The organism is Streptomyces sp. SAS_272 (assembly GCF_052543235.1).
Window position 1 is genome coordinate 36497 of the sequence record NZ_JBMNDR010000068.1, and the last position, 15509, is coordinate 52005.

The 15509-nt window shown below is 73.0% G+C and carries 9 protein-coding genes and 1 pseudogene; 7 read left to right on the plus strand and 3 right to left on the minus strand.

What is annotated here, in order from left to right:
* Positions 1-377: 377 nt before the first annotated feature.
* Entirely contained in the window at positions 378-3752 is a 3375-nt protein-coding gene (locus ACN6LD_RS30695; RefSeq protein WP_319190897.1) for a pyruvate carboxylase, read from the plus strand.
* Positions 3753-3824: 72 nt separating this feature from the next.
* Here the strand turns inward: ACN6LD_RS30695 and ACN6LD_RS30700 are convergent, their stop codons facing one another.
* A complete protein-coding gene (locus ACN6LD_RS30700) occupies positions 3825-4751 on the minus strand; it encodes a GNAT family N-acetyltransferase (protein WP_445044897.1) in 927 nt (308 codons plus the stop codon).
* Between the two features lie 180 nt (positions 4752-4931).
* Between ACN6LD_RS30700 and ACN6LD_RS30705 the strand changes: the two genes are divergently transcribed.
* From ACN6LD_RS30705 to ACN6LD_RS30730, 6 genes and pseudogenes are all read left to right on the plus strand, one after another.
* The gene (locus tag ACN6LD_RS30705; RefSeq protein ID WP_445044898.1) at positions 4932-5660 is read left to right on the plus strand and encodes an FAD binding domain-containing protein; all 729 of its coding nucleotides are present in this window, start codon (positions 4932-4934) and stop codon (positions 5658-5660) included.
* 281 nt (positions 5661-5941) lie between these two features.
* Positions 5942-6897: pseudogene (locus ACN6LD_RS30710) on the plus strand (STM4015 family protein).
* Positions 6898-6909: 12 nt separating this feature from the next.
* Entirely contained in the window at positions 6910-8055 is a 1146-nt protein-coding gene (locus tag ACN6LD_RS30715) for an STM4014 family protein (RefSeq protein ID WP_445044899.1), read from the plus strand.
* A 7-nt stretch (positions 8056-8062) separates the two neighbouring features.
* Positions 8063-8965: an STM4013/SEN3800 family hydrolase gene (locus ACN6LD_RS30720; protein WP_445044904.1), complete on the plus strand. Its 903-nt coding sequence runs from the start codon at positions 8063-8065 to the stop codon at positions 8963-8965.
* Positions 8962-10320, plus strand: coding sequence for an STM4012 family radical SAM protein (locus ACN6LD_RS30725; protein WP_445044900.1), 1359 nt, complete (start codon positions 8962-8964; stop codon positions 10318-10320). Before ACN6LD_RS30720 ends, ACN6LD_RS30725 begins: the two co-directional genes overlap by 4 nt.
* Positions 10321-10330: 10 nt before the next feature.
* Positions 10331-11209, plus strand: coding sequence for an STM4011 family radical SAM protein (locus ACN6LD_RS30730; protein WP_445044901.1), 879 nt, complete (start codon positions 10331-10333; stop codon positions 11207-11209).
* A gap of 46 nt (positions 11210-11255) precedes the next feature.
* Here ACN6LD_RS30730 and ACN6LD_RS30735 read toward each other — a convergent pair whose 3' ends face one another.
* The gene (locus ACN6LD_RS30735) at positions 11256-13283 is read right to left on the minus strand and encodes an RICIN domain-containing protein (RefSeq protein WP_319190884.1); all 2028 of its coding nucleotides are present in this window, start codon (positions 13281-13283) and stop codon (positions 11256-11258) included.
* Positions 13284-13429: 146 nt separating this feature from the next.
* A complete protein-coding gene (locus ACN6LD_RS30740; RefSeq protein WP_445044902.1) occupies positions 13430-15475 on the minus strand; it encodes a beta-galactosidase in 2046 nt (681 codons plus the stop codon).
* Positions 15476-15509 lie beyond the last annotated feature (34 nt).

Consider the following 15509-nt stretch of genomic DNA (forward strand, 5'->3'; position numbering starts at 1 on the left):
GTACGACAGGTCGAACGGCCGGGGCGACGTCCAGAGGCCCGTAATCGGTGCCCAGTTGAGGATTCCAGCCACCCGGGGAGCGCCTCCCACCAGTGCGGCGAGGCCGGCGGGCCCCCGTTTCCTTGGCCCGGGAGACCTAGGTGATCCACGGGAGCCCGCCGAGCGGGCGGCGGATGCTTTCGGGGCGGGAGAACAGCGCGGCCGCCGCCTGCTCCCGGGTCGCGAGGCGCGCCGAGCCGCCACGACGGCCCGGCGGTCTCCCGGGACAAACACGGTCCAATCGAGCGACACATGCGGTGAGTGGCCCGACTCACATGGCCAACAAGGTCACCCACCGCCACGATGGGTCCGTCACCGTCAGGCTGAAGGGGTCCAGGATGTTCCGCAAGGTGCTGGTCGCCAACCGCGGCGAGATCGCGATCCGTGCATTCCGCGCCGGCTATGAGCTGGGTGCCCGCACGGTCGCCGTCTTCCCGCACGAGGACCGCAACTCGCTGCACCGGCTGAAAGCCGACGAGGCGTACGAGATCGGCGACCCGGGACACCCGGTGCGCGCCTACCTCTCCGTGGAGGAGGTCGTCGGCGCCGCGCTCCGGGCAGGCGCCGACGCTGTATACCCTGGCTACGGTTTCCTCTCGGAGAACCCCGAACTCGCCCGCGCCTGCGAGGAGGCGGGCATCACCTTCGTGGGCCCCGACGCCCGCACCCTCGAGCTGACCGGCAACAAGGCGAGCGCGGTGGCCGCCGCGCGCTCCGCCGGCGTCCCCGTGCTCGGCTCCTCCGCGCCCTCCAACGACGTCGACGAACTCGTCCGGGCCGCCGAGGACATCGGCTTCCCGGTGTTCGTCAAGGCGGTCGCCGGCGGCGGCGGGCGCGGCATGCGCCGGGTGGAGAACCCGGCCGCCCTGCGCGAGTCCATCGAGGCGGCCTCCCGCGAGGCGGCCTCCGCCTTCGGCGACCCCACCGTCTTCCTGGAGAAGGCCGTCGTCGACCCCCGCCACATCGAGGTGCAGATCCTCGCCGACGGCGAGGGCAACGTCATCCACCTCTTCGAGCGCGACTGCTCCCTCCAGCGCCGCCACCAGAAGGTCATCGAGATGGCGCCCGCGCCCGATCTCGCCCCCGAACTGCGCGACCGGATCTGCGCCGACGCGGTCCGCTTCGCCCGGCAGATCGGCTACCGCAACGCCGGCACCGTCGAGTTCCTCCTCGACCCCGCCGGCAACCACGTCTTCATCGAGATGAACCCCCGCATCCAGGTCGAGCACACGGTGACCGAGGAGGTCACCGACGTCGACCTCGTCCAGGCCCAGCTGCGCATCGCCGCCGGCGAGACCCTCGCCGACCTCGGCCTGTCGCAGGAGACCGTCACCCTGCACGGGGCGGCCCTGCAGTGCCGCATCACCACCGAGGACCCCGCCAACGGCTTCCGCCCCGACACCGGCCGCATCAGCGCCTACCGCTCCCCGGGCGGCTCCGGCATCCGCCTCGACGGCGGCACCACCCACGCGGGCACCGAGATCAGCGCGCACTTCGACTCCATGCTGGTCAAACTCACCTGCCGCGGACGGGACTTCCCGACGGCGATCGGACGCGCCCGGCGCGCCGTCGCCGAGTTCCGCATCCGCGGGGTCGCCACCAACATCCCGTTCCTGCAGGCCGTCCTGGACGACGCCGACTTCCAGGCCGGACGGGTCACCACGTCCTTCATCGAACAGCGCCCGCACCTGCTCACCGCACGTCACTCGGCCGACCGCGGCACCAAACTGCTCACCTACCTCGCCGACGTCACCGTGAACAAGCCGCACGGCGAACGGCCCGACCTGATCGACCCGGTCGCCAAGCTGCCGGCGACGCCCGCCGGCGAGCCGCCCGCGGGCTCCCGCCAGCGGCTGGTCCACCTCGGCCCCGAGGGCTTCGCCCGCTGGCTGCGCGAGTCGCCGACCATCGGCGTCACCGACACCACCTTCCGCGACGCCCACCAGTCCCTGCTGGCCACCCGGGTGCGCACCAAGGACCTGCTGGCCTCCGCCCCGCTGGTCGCCCGCACCCTGCCGAACCTGCTCTCCCTGGAGTGCTGGGGCGGCGCCACCTACGACGTCGCGCTGCGCTTCCTCGCCGAGGACCCCTGGGAACGGCTTGCGGCGCTGCGCGAGGCCGTCCCGAACATCTGCCTGCAGATGCTGCTGCGCGGCCGCAACACCGTCGGCTACACGCCGTACCCGACCGAGGTCACCGACGCCTTCGTGCAGGAGGCCGCGGCCACCGGCATCGACGTCTTCCGCATCTTCGACGCCCTCAACGACGTCGGCCAGATGCGGCCCGCCATCGACGCCGTGCGGGAGACGGGCACGGCGGTCGCCGAGGTCGCCCTGTGCTACACCTCCGACCTGTCCGACCCGAACGAGCGCCTCTACACCCTCGACTACTACCTGCGCCTCGCCGAGCAGATCGTCGAGGCCGGAGCCCATGTGCTGGCCGTCAAGGACATGGCCGGCCTGCTGCGCGCCCCGGCCGCCGCGAAACTCGTCTCCGCTCTGCGCCGCGAGTTCGACCTGCCGGTGCACCTGCACACCCACGACACCGCGGGCGGTCAGCTCGCCACCTACCTGGCCGCGATCCAGGCCGGCGCGGACGCCGTCGACGGAGCCGTCGCCTCCATGGCCGGTACGACCTCGCAGCCCTCGCTGTCGGCGATCGTCGCCGCGACCGACCACTCCGAGCGGCCCACTGGCCTCGACCTCCAGGCCGTCGGCGACCTGGAGCCGTACTGGGAGGGCGTCCGCAGGATCTACGCCCCCTTCGAGGCCGGCCTCGCCTCCCCGACGGGGCGCGTGTACCACCACGAGATCCCCGGCGGCCAGCTCTCCAACCTGCGCACCCAGGCCGTCGCGCTCGGCCTCGGCGACCGCTTCGAGGACATCGAGGCGATGTACGCCGCCGCCGACCGCATCCTCGGCCACCTGGTCAAGGTCACCCCCTCGTCCAAGGTCGTCGGCGACCTCGCGCTGCACCTCGTCGGCGCCGGCGTCTCCCCGCACGACTTCGAGGCCACGCCCGACCGGTACGACATCCCCGACTCCGTCATCGGCTTCCTGCGAGGAGAGCTCGGCACACCGCCCGGCGGCTGGCCCGAGCCGTTCCGCAGCAAGGCCCTGCAGGGCCGCGGCGAGGCCAAGCCGGTCCAGGAACTGAGCGCCGAGGACCGCGAGGGCCTGGACAAGACCCGCCGCGCCACCCTCAACCGACTGCTCTTCCCCGGCCCGACGCGGGACTTCGAGACCCACCGGCAGGCCTACGGCGACACCAGCGTGCTCGACAGCAAGGACTTCTTCTACGGTCTGCGCCAGGCCAAGGAGTACGCGGTCGACCTCGAGCCGGGCGTACGTCTGCTGATCGAGCTGCAGGCCGTCGGCGAGGCCGACGAACGCGGTATGCGCACCGTCATGTCGACGCTGAACGGCCAGCTGCGGCCCATCCAGGTCCGGGACAAGGCGGCCGCCTCCGATGTCCCCGTGACCGAGAAGGCCGACCGCACCGACCCCGGGCACGTCGCCGCCCCGTTCGCGGGCGTCGTCACCCTGACGGTCACCGAGGGCGACGAGGTGGCGGCGGGCGCGACCGTCGCGACCATCGAGGCGATGAAGATGGAGGCCACGATCACCGCCCCGAAGGCCGGCCGGGTGAGCAGGCTCGCCATCAACCGCATCCAGCAGGTGGAGGGCGGCGACCTGCTCGTCGTCGTCGGCTGACGGGACGGTCGCCGGCGCTCACCCGCCGGCGACCGCCCACCCCTTTGCGGCCCCTGCGCGGCGACCCCGCGGTCACCGCAGAACGACCTCCCAGGTGTCCACGGCGTAGTGCAGGGTCATGCCGTGGCGGGCGTACAGCGCGGGCGCGCCGGTCGCGTTGGAGGTGTCCACGCCCAGGCCGACGGTGTCCCGCCCCCGCGCGGCGAACGCCGCGAAGGCGTGCCGCAGCAGCAGCCCGGCGAGACCGCGCCCCCGGGCCTCGCCGAGGACGCCGACGGCCGGTATCCACCCCATGGCCTCACGGTCGTCACGGGCCATCAGGAAACCGCAGTCCCCGGTGTCGTCGGCGCCGGCGATCCACACGAGGGACCAGTCGAGCCCGGCGGCGTCCACGTCGTGCAGCCACTGGTCGTAGCGCCGCGGCTGGAAGTCGAAGTGCTCGGCGAACGCGGCCTGGAACAGCTCGTGGACGCGCCGCCGGTCCGCCTCGACGGCACAGGCCCGCAGCCGCACCCCGGCGGGCAGCCGCGGCGGCCGGTCGGCGGCCGGGTCCAGTCCCCGGCGCAGCACATGATGCCGCCGTACCACGGACCAGCCCCGCTCCCGCAACAGCGAGACGTCGGTCGTGGGACGCGCGTTGAGGTTCAGGTGCACCACGGCCCGCTCCGCGCCGTTGCCCCGGGCCTTCTCCAGCGCCCGCGCCTCCATCGCGGCCAGGACGAGCAGACCCGCCTCCTGCCGGTCGGGCAGGACGTAGTGGTCGATGTCGACCCGCTCGCCGCCCGACTCGTCCCACAACAGGCCGTAGACCACCGGCCGGTCCCCGTCGAAGGCGAGCCAGGAGTCGCGTCGGAGATCGACGTCGGGATGCCTGAGGTCCGCCTCGACGGAGTGCACATCCGTCTCCGGGCGGCCGATCTCGACGAGGTCGATCTCGTTGAGGAGCCCGGCCACCGCCGGAGCGTCGGCGAGGGCGGCGGGGCGCAGGAGGGAGAACATGCCTCCCAGGGTCCGTGCGAACGGAGCAGGGCCGCAACACGATTTCCCGTGGCGCACGGGTGCGGCCATGAGCCCTGTATGCGCCCCCGCGAGTCTGGGCAGAATCCGTTCTGCCATTGATCACGCCGGGGACGACGCGCCGTCGCCCCACGAACTCCACGGGAAGGCGGGTCGGTTGTCGTGCAGTTGCGTCTTCCCTCCTCCATATCCGAAGCACAGCGGTGTCTCGCCGAGGGCGCGGTGCCGGTCGGCGGGGCCACCCTGGTGTGGGCGGGCTGGCAGCGGGACGGCTTTCCCGAGCAGGCCGTCTCGCTGCGCCGGCTGCCCGAGGCCAACGGGTTCGGACCGGAGGAACTCGGCGGGGCCGTTCTGCTGCACCACGTCGACACGACCGTGCCCGAGGTGCTGCACCGGGCGGCCGGCCAAGTGGGCACCGGCGCCGTACGCCGCGCGGCCACGGTGGGCGGCAACATCGTCGGCAGCACCCTGCGCTGTCTGCTCCCCGCCGCTCTCGTCCTCGACGCCCGGGCCACGGTCCTGACCGCCGACGGCGTCTACGAGACCGACCTGACCGAGCTGGTGGCCAAGCGTCCTGTGCTGCTCTCCCTGCGCTGGCGCACGCCGCTGGCCAGCGGCTACCGCAAGCTGGCGGGCGAGGCGGGCGGCGCGCCGCCCCTCGTCGTCGCCGTAGCGCTGCACACCGGGGACGACGGCCCCGCCCGCCTGCGCGTGGCCGTCCGCGACGGTTACGACGTGCTCAGCGAGAGCGCCCCGTACGAGCCCGGTACCGGCGCCGAGGAGGTGCTGCGCGTCCTGGAGGGCACGGAGCTCGGCGAGTTGCCCGCCGACGCCCGGGACGCCGTACGCGGCCAGGTCGTCGAGGTGCTGGCCCGCGCCGCCGCCGGCTGACGGGGCGGCGTGCCGCGCCGAGGAGCGGGGCGCCGCCGCGCCGGGCGCGGAGCAGTCGGCCTGACGCACGCCCCCGCCGGGCCGTCGCGCGGCCCGTCCGCGGCGTGCTCGTCCGCCGCGCGGAACGCGACGGGCGGCTGTGGCGTGCCGGCCGGGCACGGGACGATCCCGCCCCTGAACCCGGCCTCGAACGCGGCCCCGGGGTCGGCGATGTCAGTGGCTGTTGGTAGAACTGCGGACACATCGCAGTTCGCACACCATTTCCCCTCGGGAGCAGCCGTATGACCATCGGTGAACACCTCAAGGCGCTCCACGGGCTGCCCGCCTACACCTTTCCCGCCGCCCGGCACGCGTCGCGGCCGGTCGACCCGGACTCCGTGGCCTGGCGCGTCACCAGCGACGTCTACGACGCCGACGAGAAGTGGACGGACGCGTTCGCCCGCTTCTGCGCCGCGGTCGACACCACCCGCGTGAGGGCGCTGATCGTCGGAGCGTGGGAGGAGGCCTACGAGGACGACCCCGCGCCCGTCGTCGAGGCGCTGACCGCCGCCCGGAAGCGGTTCCCGGCCCTGCGCGCGCTGTTCTTCGGAGACATGGTGATGGAGGAGTGCGAGATCTCCTGGATCAACCAGACCGACGTCACCCCGCTCCTGACGGCGTTCCCGGCGCTGGAGGAGCTCGGGGTGCGCGGCGGGTCGGGGCTGCGCTTCCCCGCCCTGAACCACGGCGCGCTGCGCCGGCTGGTGATCGAGGCGGGCGGACTGCCCGCCGAGGTCGTGCGCGGAGTGGCCGGCAGCGACCTGCCCGCGCTGGAGCACCTGGACCTGTGGCTCGGCACGCCCGAATACGGCGGCGACAGCGAGGCGGCCGACCTCGGGCCGATCCTGTCCGGGGCCGGCTGCCCCGCCTGCGGCATCTGGCCCTGCGCAACAGCGAGATACAGGACGCGGTGGCCGGCGCGGTCGCGACGGCCCCGGTGGTGCCCCGGCTGGAGGTGCTGGACCTCTCCATGGGCGTGCTGACGGACGAGGGCGGCGCCGCCCTGCTCGACGGACAGCCGCTCACCCACCTCAAGAAGCTGGACCTGCACCACCACTACCTCAGCGAGCCGCTCCAGGAGCGCATCCGGCAGACCCTCGAGACCGCGGGCGTCGAGGTGGACCTCGACCGCGGCGACGCCGACGAGGACGCCGACGACGACGGCACGGTGTGGCGTTACGTCGCCGTGGGGGAGTGAGCGACGAAACCCATGGACCGCACGCCTGCGCCGGTGAGTGATCTTGTGCCGCGACTCGCGGTGGTCGCCAACCCCGAGAACCGCCGGGTCGCCCTGTTCGAAGAGGCCGTGCGGACGGCCGGACTGCCCGCCCCACGGATCGTCCCCTGGGCGGACGTCCTGCGCGGCGCCCGGGGAGCCGACTTCGCCGTCGACGAGATCGTCCGGATCGACTCGCCGGGGGAGAACCGCGAGGTCGACCGGTTGCTGCGGGGCGCCCAGGACCCCACCCGGGTCGAGGGTTCGGCACGCTGGTACGCCGCGTTCGTCGCCGCCGTGGGCAGCCTGCGCGGCGGCGTCCGCCTCACCGACCCCGACGACCTGGCGGTGCTGTTCGACAAACGGCTCTGTCACGGCGTCCTGCACGCGGCGGGCGTCCCGGTGCCCGCCTCGCCCACCTCGGGCCCGGACGGCATGCCGGTGCGCGGCTGGGACGACGTGCGCGCCGCGATGCGCGAGCACCGGATGCCCCGGCTCTTCGTGAAGCCGGCGCACGGGTCGTCCGCCTCGGGGGTCCTCGCCGTCGAATCGGGCGGCGGCGGCCGGATCAGGGCCACCACCTCCGTCGAACTGACCGCCGACGGCAGCCTGTACAACTCCCTCCGGGTGCGCCGCTACGACCGCGAGCGGGACGTCGCGGCCGTCGTCGACGCGCTCGCCCCCGACGGACTGCACCTGGAGCGCTGGCTGCCGAAGGCCTCCCAGAGCGGCCGGGCCGCCGACCTGCGGGTCGTCGTCGTGGCCGGCCGCGCCACCCACGCCGTCGTCCGCACCAGCCGCTCGCCCCTGACCAACCTGCACCTCGGGGGCCGCCGCGGCGATCTGGACAGCGTCCGCGAGGCCGTCGAGGCGGCGGGCGCCCGCTGGGCCGACGTGCTCGGCGTGTGCGAGCAGGCCGCGGCCTGCTTCCCGCGCACCCTGTGCGTCGGCGTCGACCTGCTGCCCGCCGTCGGCTGGCGCGGGGCCGCGATCGGCGAGGTCAACGCCTTCGGCGACCTGCTGCCCCGGCTCACCGGTCTGCCCGGCGGCGGGGCGGAGGGCCAGGACACGTACGCGGCCCAGGTGGCGGCCGTGATGCGCGGTTTCGTCCCGCACAGAACAGGAACACCGCATGCCTGAGCCCGACATGAACGACGTCGTCGGCAGCCACGACATCCTCCTGGTCACCCTGGACACCCTGCGGTACGACGTGGCCGCCGAGCTGGCGCAGGCGGGCCGCATCCCGCACCTCGCGCGCCACCTCCCGGACGGCCGCTGGGAACGCCGGCATGCCCCGGGCAGCTTCACCTACGCCTCCCACCAGGCCGTCTTCGCCGGTTTCCTGCCCACCCCGGCCGCCCCCGGGCCGCATCCGCGCCTGTTCGCGGCGAGCTTCGCCGGCAGCGAGACCACCGCCGGCGGCACCTTCGTCTATGACACGCCCGATCTGGTCTCCGGCCTCGCGAAGGCGGGGTACCACACCGTCTGCGTCGGGGGAGTGGGCTTCTTCAACAAGCTGGGTCCGCTGGGCTCGGTGCTGCCCGGTCTGTTCCACGAGTCCCACTGGGCACCGGAGTTCGGCGTCACCTCGCCGGAGTCCTTCGAGAACCAGATCGCCCGCGCCGAGCGGACCGTCCGCGAACTCCCGCCCGAGCAGCGGCTGTTCCTCTTCGTGAACGTCTCCGCGCTGCATCAGCCGAACTGGTTCCACCTGCCCGGCGCGACCCGCGAGGCGGGCGACAGCCGCGAGACGCACGCCGCCGCGCTGGAGTACGTGGACCGGCACATCGGGCGGCTGTTCACCGCAGCGAGCAGCAGACGCCGCTGCTTCGCGATCGTCTGCTCCGACCACGGCACCGCCTACGGCGACGACGGCTACACCGGCCACCGCCTGGGTCACGAGTCCGTGTGGACGGTGCCGTACGCCCACTTCTTCCTCGACCCCCCACCCGTCGACTCCGCACCCGTCGACTCCGCACCCCTCGATTCCGCACCCCCTGATCCCGCACCCCGTGATCCCGCACCCCGTCCGACGGAGACCGCCCGATGACCACCGCCGAGCCGGTCACCCGCACCAGCCCGTACCAGCACTACGTCTACGCCTACCCGCACAAGACGGCCTACCGCCCGCTGTCCGACCGCCCCCTCCTCGCGGAGCTCTGGGCGGGTGAGCCCAAGGACGCCCTCTCCCTCTATCTGCACATCCCGTTCTGCGAGGTCCGCTGCGGCTTCTGCAACCTCTTCACCCGCATCGGCGCCCCCGACGGCCTGACGGACGCCTACCTGAACGCGCTGGAACGGCAGGCCACCGCCGTGCGCGACGCTCTCGGGGAGGGGCCCCGGTTCGCCACGGCGGCCTTCGGCGGCGGCACCCCCACCTTCCTCACCGCCGCCGAGCTGGAGCGCCTCTGCGACATCGCCGAGCACCGCATGGGCGCCGACCTGCGCGCGGTCCCGCTCTCCGTGGAGGCGTCGCCCGCGACGGCCACGTCCGACCGGCTCGCCGTCCTCGCCGACCGCGGCGCCACCCGGCTCAGTCTGGGCGTGCAGAGCTTCGTCGACGCCGAGGCCCGGGCCGCCGTACGCCCACAGCGCCGCGCCGACGTGGAAGCGGCCCTGGGGCGCGTGCGCGAGACCCGCATCCCGGTCCTCAACATCGACCTGATCTACGGCATCGACGGCCAGACCGAGCAGACCTGGCTGCACTCCCTGGACGCGGCCCTCGCCTGGCGCCCCGAGGAGCTCTACCTCTACCCCCTCTACGTCCGCCCGCTGACCGGTCTCGGCCGTCGCCACCCCGCCCCCGACTCGCGGACCGGCGGCGATCCGGCCTGGGACGAGCAGCGTCTGACCCTGTACCGGGCCGGCCGCGACCACCTCCTCGCGCACGGGTACACCCAGCACTCCATGCGCATGTTCCGCCGCGCCGACGCCCCGCCGCAGGGCGCCGACGACTACGCCTGCCAGACCGACGGCATGATCGGCCTCGGCTGCGGCGCCCGCTCCTACACGTCCGGGCTGCACTACTCCTTCGACTACGCCGTGGACATGCACCAGATCCGCGGCATCATCGACGACTACGTCGCCGGCGACGCGGACGGCTTCGCCCGCGCCCAGGTCGGGCACCGCATGACCTGGGCCGAGGCGCGCCGCCGGCACCTCCTCCAGTCGCTGCTCCAGGCCGACGGACTGTGCCTGGACGAGTACCGGGACCGCTTCGGCAGCGCCCCCGCCGACGACTTCGGCCCCGAGCTCGAACGGTTCGCGGACCGCGGCTGGCTGACCGACGCCGACCCGGCCGCCCTGCGGCTCACCCCCGAGGGCCTCGCCCACTCCGACGCCGTCGGCCCGGAGCTGTTCTCCCCGGCCGTGCGCACCGCGATGGCCGCCTACGAGCGGAAGTGACCGGGCCGCCATGGATCTGACCGTGCTCTACCGCGGACCGCTCGCCTCCTGCGACTACGACTGCCCCTACTGTCCGTTCGCCAAGCGACGCGACTCGACCGCCGAGCTGCGGGCCGACCGCGCCGCCCTGGAACGGTTCGCCGCATGGGCGGCGGACCGGACCGGCGACCGGCTCTCCCTCCTGTTCACCCCCTGGGGCGAGGGCCTGGTCCGCTCCTGGTACCGGCGCGCCCTCGCCGACCTCTCCCGCCTCCCGCACATCCGCAGGGTCGCGATCCAGACGAACCTCAGCTGCCGCACCGACTGGCTGGCCGAGGCCGACGCCGACACCCTGGCCCTGTGGTGCACCTACCACCCGGGCCAGACGCCGTACGACCGTTTCCTCGCCAAGTGCCGTGACCTGGCCGACCGGGGCGTGCGCTTCAGCGTCGGCGTGGTCGGACTGCCCGCGCACCGGGAAGCGGCCCGCCGGCTGCGCGCCGACCTGCCCGCGCACGTCTACCTGTGGATCAACGCGGCCGAAGGGCACGCCTACACGGACGCCGAGGCCGACGACTGGACCGCGCTCGACCCGCTCTTCCCGTACAGCCGCCACCCGCACACCAGCGCCGGCCTGCCCTGCCGCACCGGCGAGTCGGTGATCTCGGTCGACGGCGAGGGCACCGTGCGGCGCTGCCACTTCGTCCGCGCCGAACTGGGGAACCTCTACGACGGCTCCTATCGTGCCGCGCTGCGCCCGCGGGCTTGCCCGCTCGCCGTCTGCGACTGCCACATCGGTTACGTCCACCTGGAGACGCTGCCGCTGTACGACGTCTTCGCCGGGGGCGTCCTGGAACGCATCCCGGCGGCCGCCCCCGCACAGCACCACTCCCGCGTCACGGGGTCGTGACGCGGGCGGGGACGAGGGACCGACGGGTGTGCGGACGCAGGACGCGTTACGGCGTCACGTCCGTGACCCTCCAGCGCTGGTTGGAACCGGAGTTGGCCTGCCAGGTGGTGACGGCCGCGCCCTCGTTGGTGGCCTGGCCGCCGACCTCGAGGAGACGTCCGGTCGCCGCGTTGACCAGGGTCCACGTGCTGTCACCGGTGGTAGACATGATCCACTCGGTGGCGGGGTCACGCTTGCCGGTGTCGGGCTCGACCACCGGCACGTTGTCGCGGACGGCGAGACGCTTGCCCTCGGCCGGGTTGGCGAAGACGTAGCGCTGGCGCGCGCCCTTCTCGCCGTGCCGTGCGTCGAGCTGCCACGCCTGCGCGGTGCTGCCGTTGGCCGAGCCGATGACGAGGCTCGTGCCGTTGGCTGCGACGGTCACCGCCTTGCCGCTCTGCACGCCGGTCAGCGTGTACGAGTGACCCTTGCTGAACAGACCCGCGTTCTTCGCGACGCCCGAGACGCCCTTCACGGCGAAGGAGGTCACGGACTGCGCGGGGACGGTGTAGGTGGCTTTGCCGTCGACGACCTTGACCGGGGCCTGCTGCTTCAGCTTGCCGTCGGCGCTGGTCACGGTCGGTGTGACGGTCGCGCCCCGCTTGACGGTGCGGAACTTCGACAGGTCGAGGGTGACCGTGCGTGCCGCGGTGGTGGAGTTGACGTGGACGAGGGAGAGGCCCTTGCCGTCCTTCGTCACGGCGGCGGCGCTGGAGGTGTCGTCCACCTTGATGAGCTTGTCGCCGGGCTTGATGAAGTGCGTGAAGTTGCGCGCCGTGTCGAACTTGGTGTTCGTGTAGATCGGGCACGACTTCAGGGTGTCCGCCTTGGTGCAGCTGAACGGGAGCTGGATCTCGCCCCAGTTGCCGCCCTTGGCGGACTCGCCGCCCGGCTTCATGTTGTCGTAGTCCTCGACCGGCTGCCAGAACACCCAGGCGCTGGGCTCCAGTTCACGCAGGTCGTTCACCATCTGCTGGGCGAGCCCGAGGCCCGGACGCATGTCGGTGAAGCTCTGCCCGTCGCCCCAGTCGCCCTCGACCTCGCTCATCCACAGCGGCTTGTCGGCGGCCTTGGCCAGGTCGCGGACGGTGGTGCGCTGACCGGTGCCGTAGGTGTGGACGTTCATCTGGTCCACGAGGTCCTTCGAGGCCTGCGAGTAGGAGTTCCAGTTGGTCGCGAAGATGGACGGGTTGGTCTCGTCCATCGCCGATATCTTCGCCTTGGTCTTCGCCTTCTTCAGCGCGGGGGCCAGCGCGGCGAGCACCTTCTGCTGGAGCGCGGGACCGATGTGGGCGCCCTCCTGGCGGCCGCCGACCGGCAGGCCGTTCGCGTCGAGGCGGGTGCCCCAGTAGCCGGTGTTGGGCTCGTTGAAGGGGTCGACGGTGTCGACCTTGATGCCCTCGGCCTTCTCCAGCCGCTTCGTCGCGCCCGCGATGTAGGCGGCGAAGTCGTCGACCGAGTCGGCCTTCAACTGGTCGGTGTTGGCGTTGAAGCCGCCCGAGACGTAACCGCTCTCCGTCATGAACCACGGCGGGGAGTTGCTGAACGTCTCCCAGTGGGTGATGTCCTTCTTGATGCGGTCGACCCACCAGCGCTGGGTGGCGTCGGCGTTCTTGTTCCAGTCCGCCGGGTCGTCCGCGCTCCACCAGTCGGTGTCCGCGCGGGTGGTGCCCGCGGGCGCCTTCCACCAGCCCTCGACGGCGCCGCCCGCGCGCAGGTAGTCCTTCACGTCCGGCGCGTTGCCGCCCCCGATGTTGTAGCGGGCGATGTTCAGCGCCAGGCCGTCGTCGCCGAACAGCAGCTTGGCGAGCTTCTCGCGGACGGCCGGCGGGTAGTCGCCGGTGGCGTTCGCGAACCAGACCAGGCTGGTGCCCCAGCCCTCGAACTTCTCCTGCTGGTACGACGGGTCCGGCGTCACGGTGACGGCGGCCTCGGCGTGCGCCTGCACGGGGACGCCGAGAAGCGCGGCCCCGGTGGCCAGGGCGGTGAGTGCGGCGGCCCCGAGGGTCCGTCTGCTGCGGGTACGGCGTGCCATCTGTGCTCCCAACTGCGGTGCGGTCGCTGTGGTGGGCCCCTGCCGCCGCGCGGGCGGCAGGGGATGGCCCCCGGCCGCGGGCGCATGCCGTGCCGGGGAGTCGTGGGGGGTGCGGTGACGACGAGGCGCTGTGCGGCGTGTCCTGGCTAGTGAGCGGGCTGTCGCAGGACGGCGACCTCCCGCGGGCCGAGCACCGGCGTGCCGTCCGCGCCGCTGGAGCCGATCAGGATCTCTCCCTCGAGCCCGGTCACCGGCACCGTCGCGTCGGTTCGGTTGACGAGGAACAGGAACCGTTCCCCGGCGCCGCGGCGGACGGTCAGCTCGACCTTGCCCCGCGCGTCGGCGGGGAGTTCGCTGCTGACGCCGGCCGGGTCCAGCAGCCGCGGCAGCAGCGAGCGGAGCCCGTCGACGCCGAGCCGGGTGGAGACGTAGGAGGCGGAGCCGCCGCCGGTGGGCCGCCGGGTGACGGCCGGACGGCCGGCGTGCACTCCGGTGCGGTAGCGCGCCAGCACCTCGGTGGCGTCGTCGGTCACGGCGATCCGGTCCGTCCACAGGGCGCCCCAGGTGGAGTCGTCCAGCTCCACGCTCTCCCCGGCGAGCAGCGGGCCGAACTCCTCGATGCGGACGCCGAGCAGGTCGCGCAGGGCGCCCGGGTAGCCGCCGAGCCACACGTGGTCGTTCTCGTCGACGATCCCGGAGAAGTACGTGGTGACCAGGTGGCCGCCCTGCTCGGCGTACCGCGTGAGCTCCTTGGCGAGCTCGGCGGGGACGACGTGCAGCACGGGCGCGACGAGCACCTGGTGACGGGAGAGGTCGGCGCGGGTGGTCACGAGGTCGGCGCGGACGCCGAGGGCGAGCAGCGCCGAGTACCAGTCGAGCGCCTCCTGCCGGTAGTCCAGCAGCGCCGTGGGGTGCGAGTCCTGCTCGCTCGCCCACCACGACTCCCAGTCGTAGAGGATGCCGACGGAGGCCGGCTCGCGCTCCGAACCCGCCACCGGGGCAAGGGACTTGAGCTGGGCGCCGAGGTCGGCGACCGCGCGGAAGAGGTCGCTGTCGGGGCCGGCGTGCGGAACCATCGCCGAGTGGTACTTCTCGGCGCCCGCCGCGGACTGCCGCCACTGGAAGAAGCACACCGCGTCAGCGCCGTGCGCCACGTGCAGCAGCGAGTCGCGGGCCAGGTCGCCGGGCCGCTTCGCCACGTTGACGGGCTGCCAGTTGACCGCGCTGGTGGAGTGTTCCATGAGGAACCACGGCCGGCCTCCCGCGATGCCGCTGACGAGGTTCGCGCTGAACGACAGCTCGTCGCGGTCCTGGGGGCCGGGGTGCACGTAATGGTCGTTGGAGACGAAGTCGATCTCGCTCGCCCAGTCCGCGTAGTTCATGCCCTTGGTGCCGCCCATCACCATGAAGTTGGTGGTGACCGGGATCCCGGGGGTGATCTCCCGCAGGATCTCCCGCTCGGCGACGAGGTGGTCCTTGAGGGCGTCCGAGGAGAACCGCTTGAAGTCGAGCTGCTGGGTCGGGTTGGGGTGCGAGGCGGCCAGCCGGGGCGGCAGGATCTGCTCCCAGTCGCTGTAGCGCTGCGACCAGAACGCCGTTCCCCAGGCGTGGTTGAGCGCGTCGAGGCTGCCGTAGCGGGCGCGCAGCCAGTTCCGGAAGGCGCGGGCGGCGTCGTCCGAGTGGTCGTACACGTTGTGGCAGCCCAGCTCGTTGGAGACGTGCCAGGCGACGAGGGCCGGGTGGTCCTTGTAACGGCCGGCGATCTCCCGGACCAGCCGCAGAGCGTGCTCGCGGAAGACCGGCGAGGTGGGCCGCCAGTGCTGGCGCGCCCCCGGCCACAGGGTCTCGCCGTTCGCCGTCACCGGCAGGATCTCGGGGTGGGCGGTGGTCAGCCACGGCGGCGGGGAGGCGGTGGCGGTGGCCAGGTCGACGCCGATCCCGCCGGCGTGCAAAAGGTCCATGACCTCGTCGAGCCAGCCGAAGTCCCAGGTGTCCGGGCCCGGCTGGATGCGGGCCCAGGAGAAGATCCCCACGGAGACGACGGTGACGCCGGCCTCCTGCATCAGCCGGACGTCCTCCGCCCACACGTCCCTGGGCCACTGCTCGGGGTTGTAGTCGGCGCCGTAGGCCAGACGCGGAGCGGGGTCACCGTCCGCCCCGCTCAGCATGCGGGACTGGAGGGTGGAGATCATGGCGGTCCTTCCGAATGCGGTGCACGGGGGCGGC

Bases quoted from the DNA above. Each gene is read 5' to 3' on its own strand.
- ACN6LD_RS30695 (WP_319190897.1), top strand. From the start codon at position 378: ATGTTCCGCAAGGTGCTGGTCGCCAACCGCGGCGAGATCGCGATCCGT.
- ACN6LD_RS30700 (WP_445044897.1), bottom strand. From the start codon at position 4,751: ATGTTCTCCCTCCTGCGCCCCGCCGCCCTCGCCGACGCTCCGGCGGTG.
- ACN6LD_RS30715 (WP_445044899.1), top strand. From the start codon at position 6,910: ATGGACCGCACGCCTGCGCCGGTGAGTGATCTTGTGCCGCGACTCGCG.
- ACN6LD_RS30720 (WP_445044904.1), top strand. From the start codon at position 8,063: ATGAACGACGTCGTCGGCAGCCACGACATCCTCCTGGTCACCCTGGAC.
- ACN6LD_RS30725 (WP_445044900.1), top strand. From the start codon at position 8,962: ATGACCACCGCCGAGCCGGTCACCCGCACCAGCCCGTACCAGCACTAC.
- ACN6LD_RS30730 (WP_445044901.1), top strand. From the start codon at position 10,331: ATGGATCTGACCGTGCTCTACCGCGGACCGCTCGCCTCCTGCGACTAC.
- ACN6LD_RS30735 (WP_319190884.1), bottom strand. From the start codon at position 13,283: ATGGCACGCCGTACCCGCAGCAGACGGACCCTCGGGGCCGCCGCACTC.
- ACN6LD_RS30740 (WP_445044902.1), bottom strand. From the start codon at position 15,475: ATGATCTCCACCCTCCAGTCCCGCATGCTGAGCGGGGCGGACGGTGAC.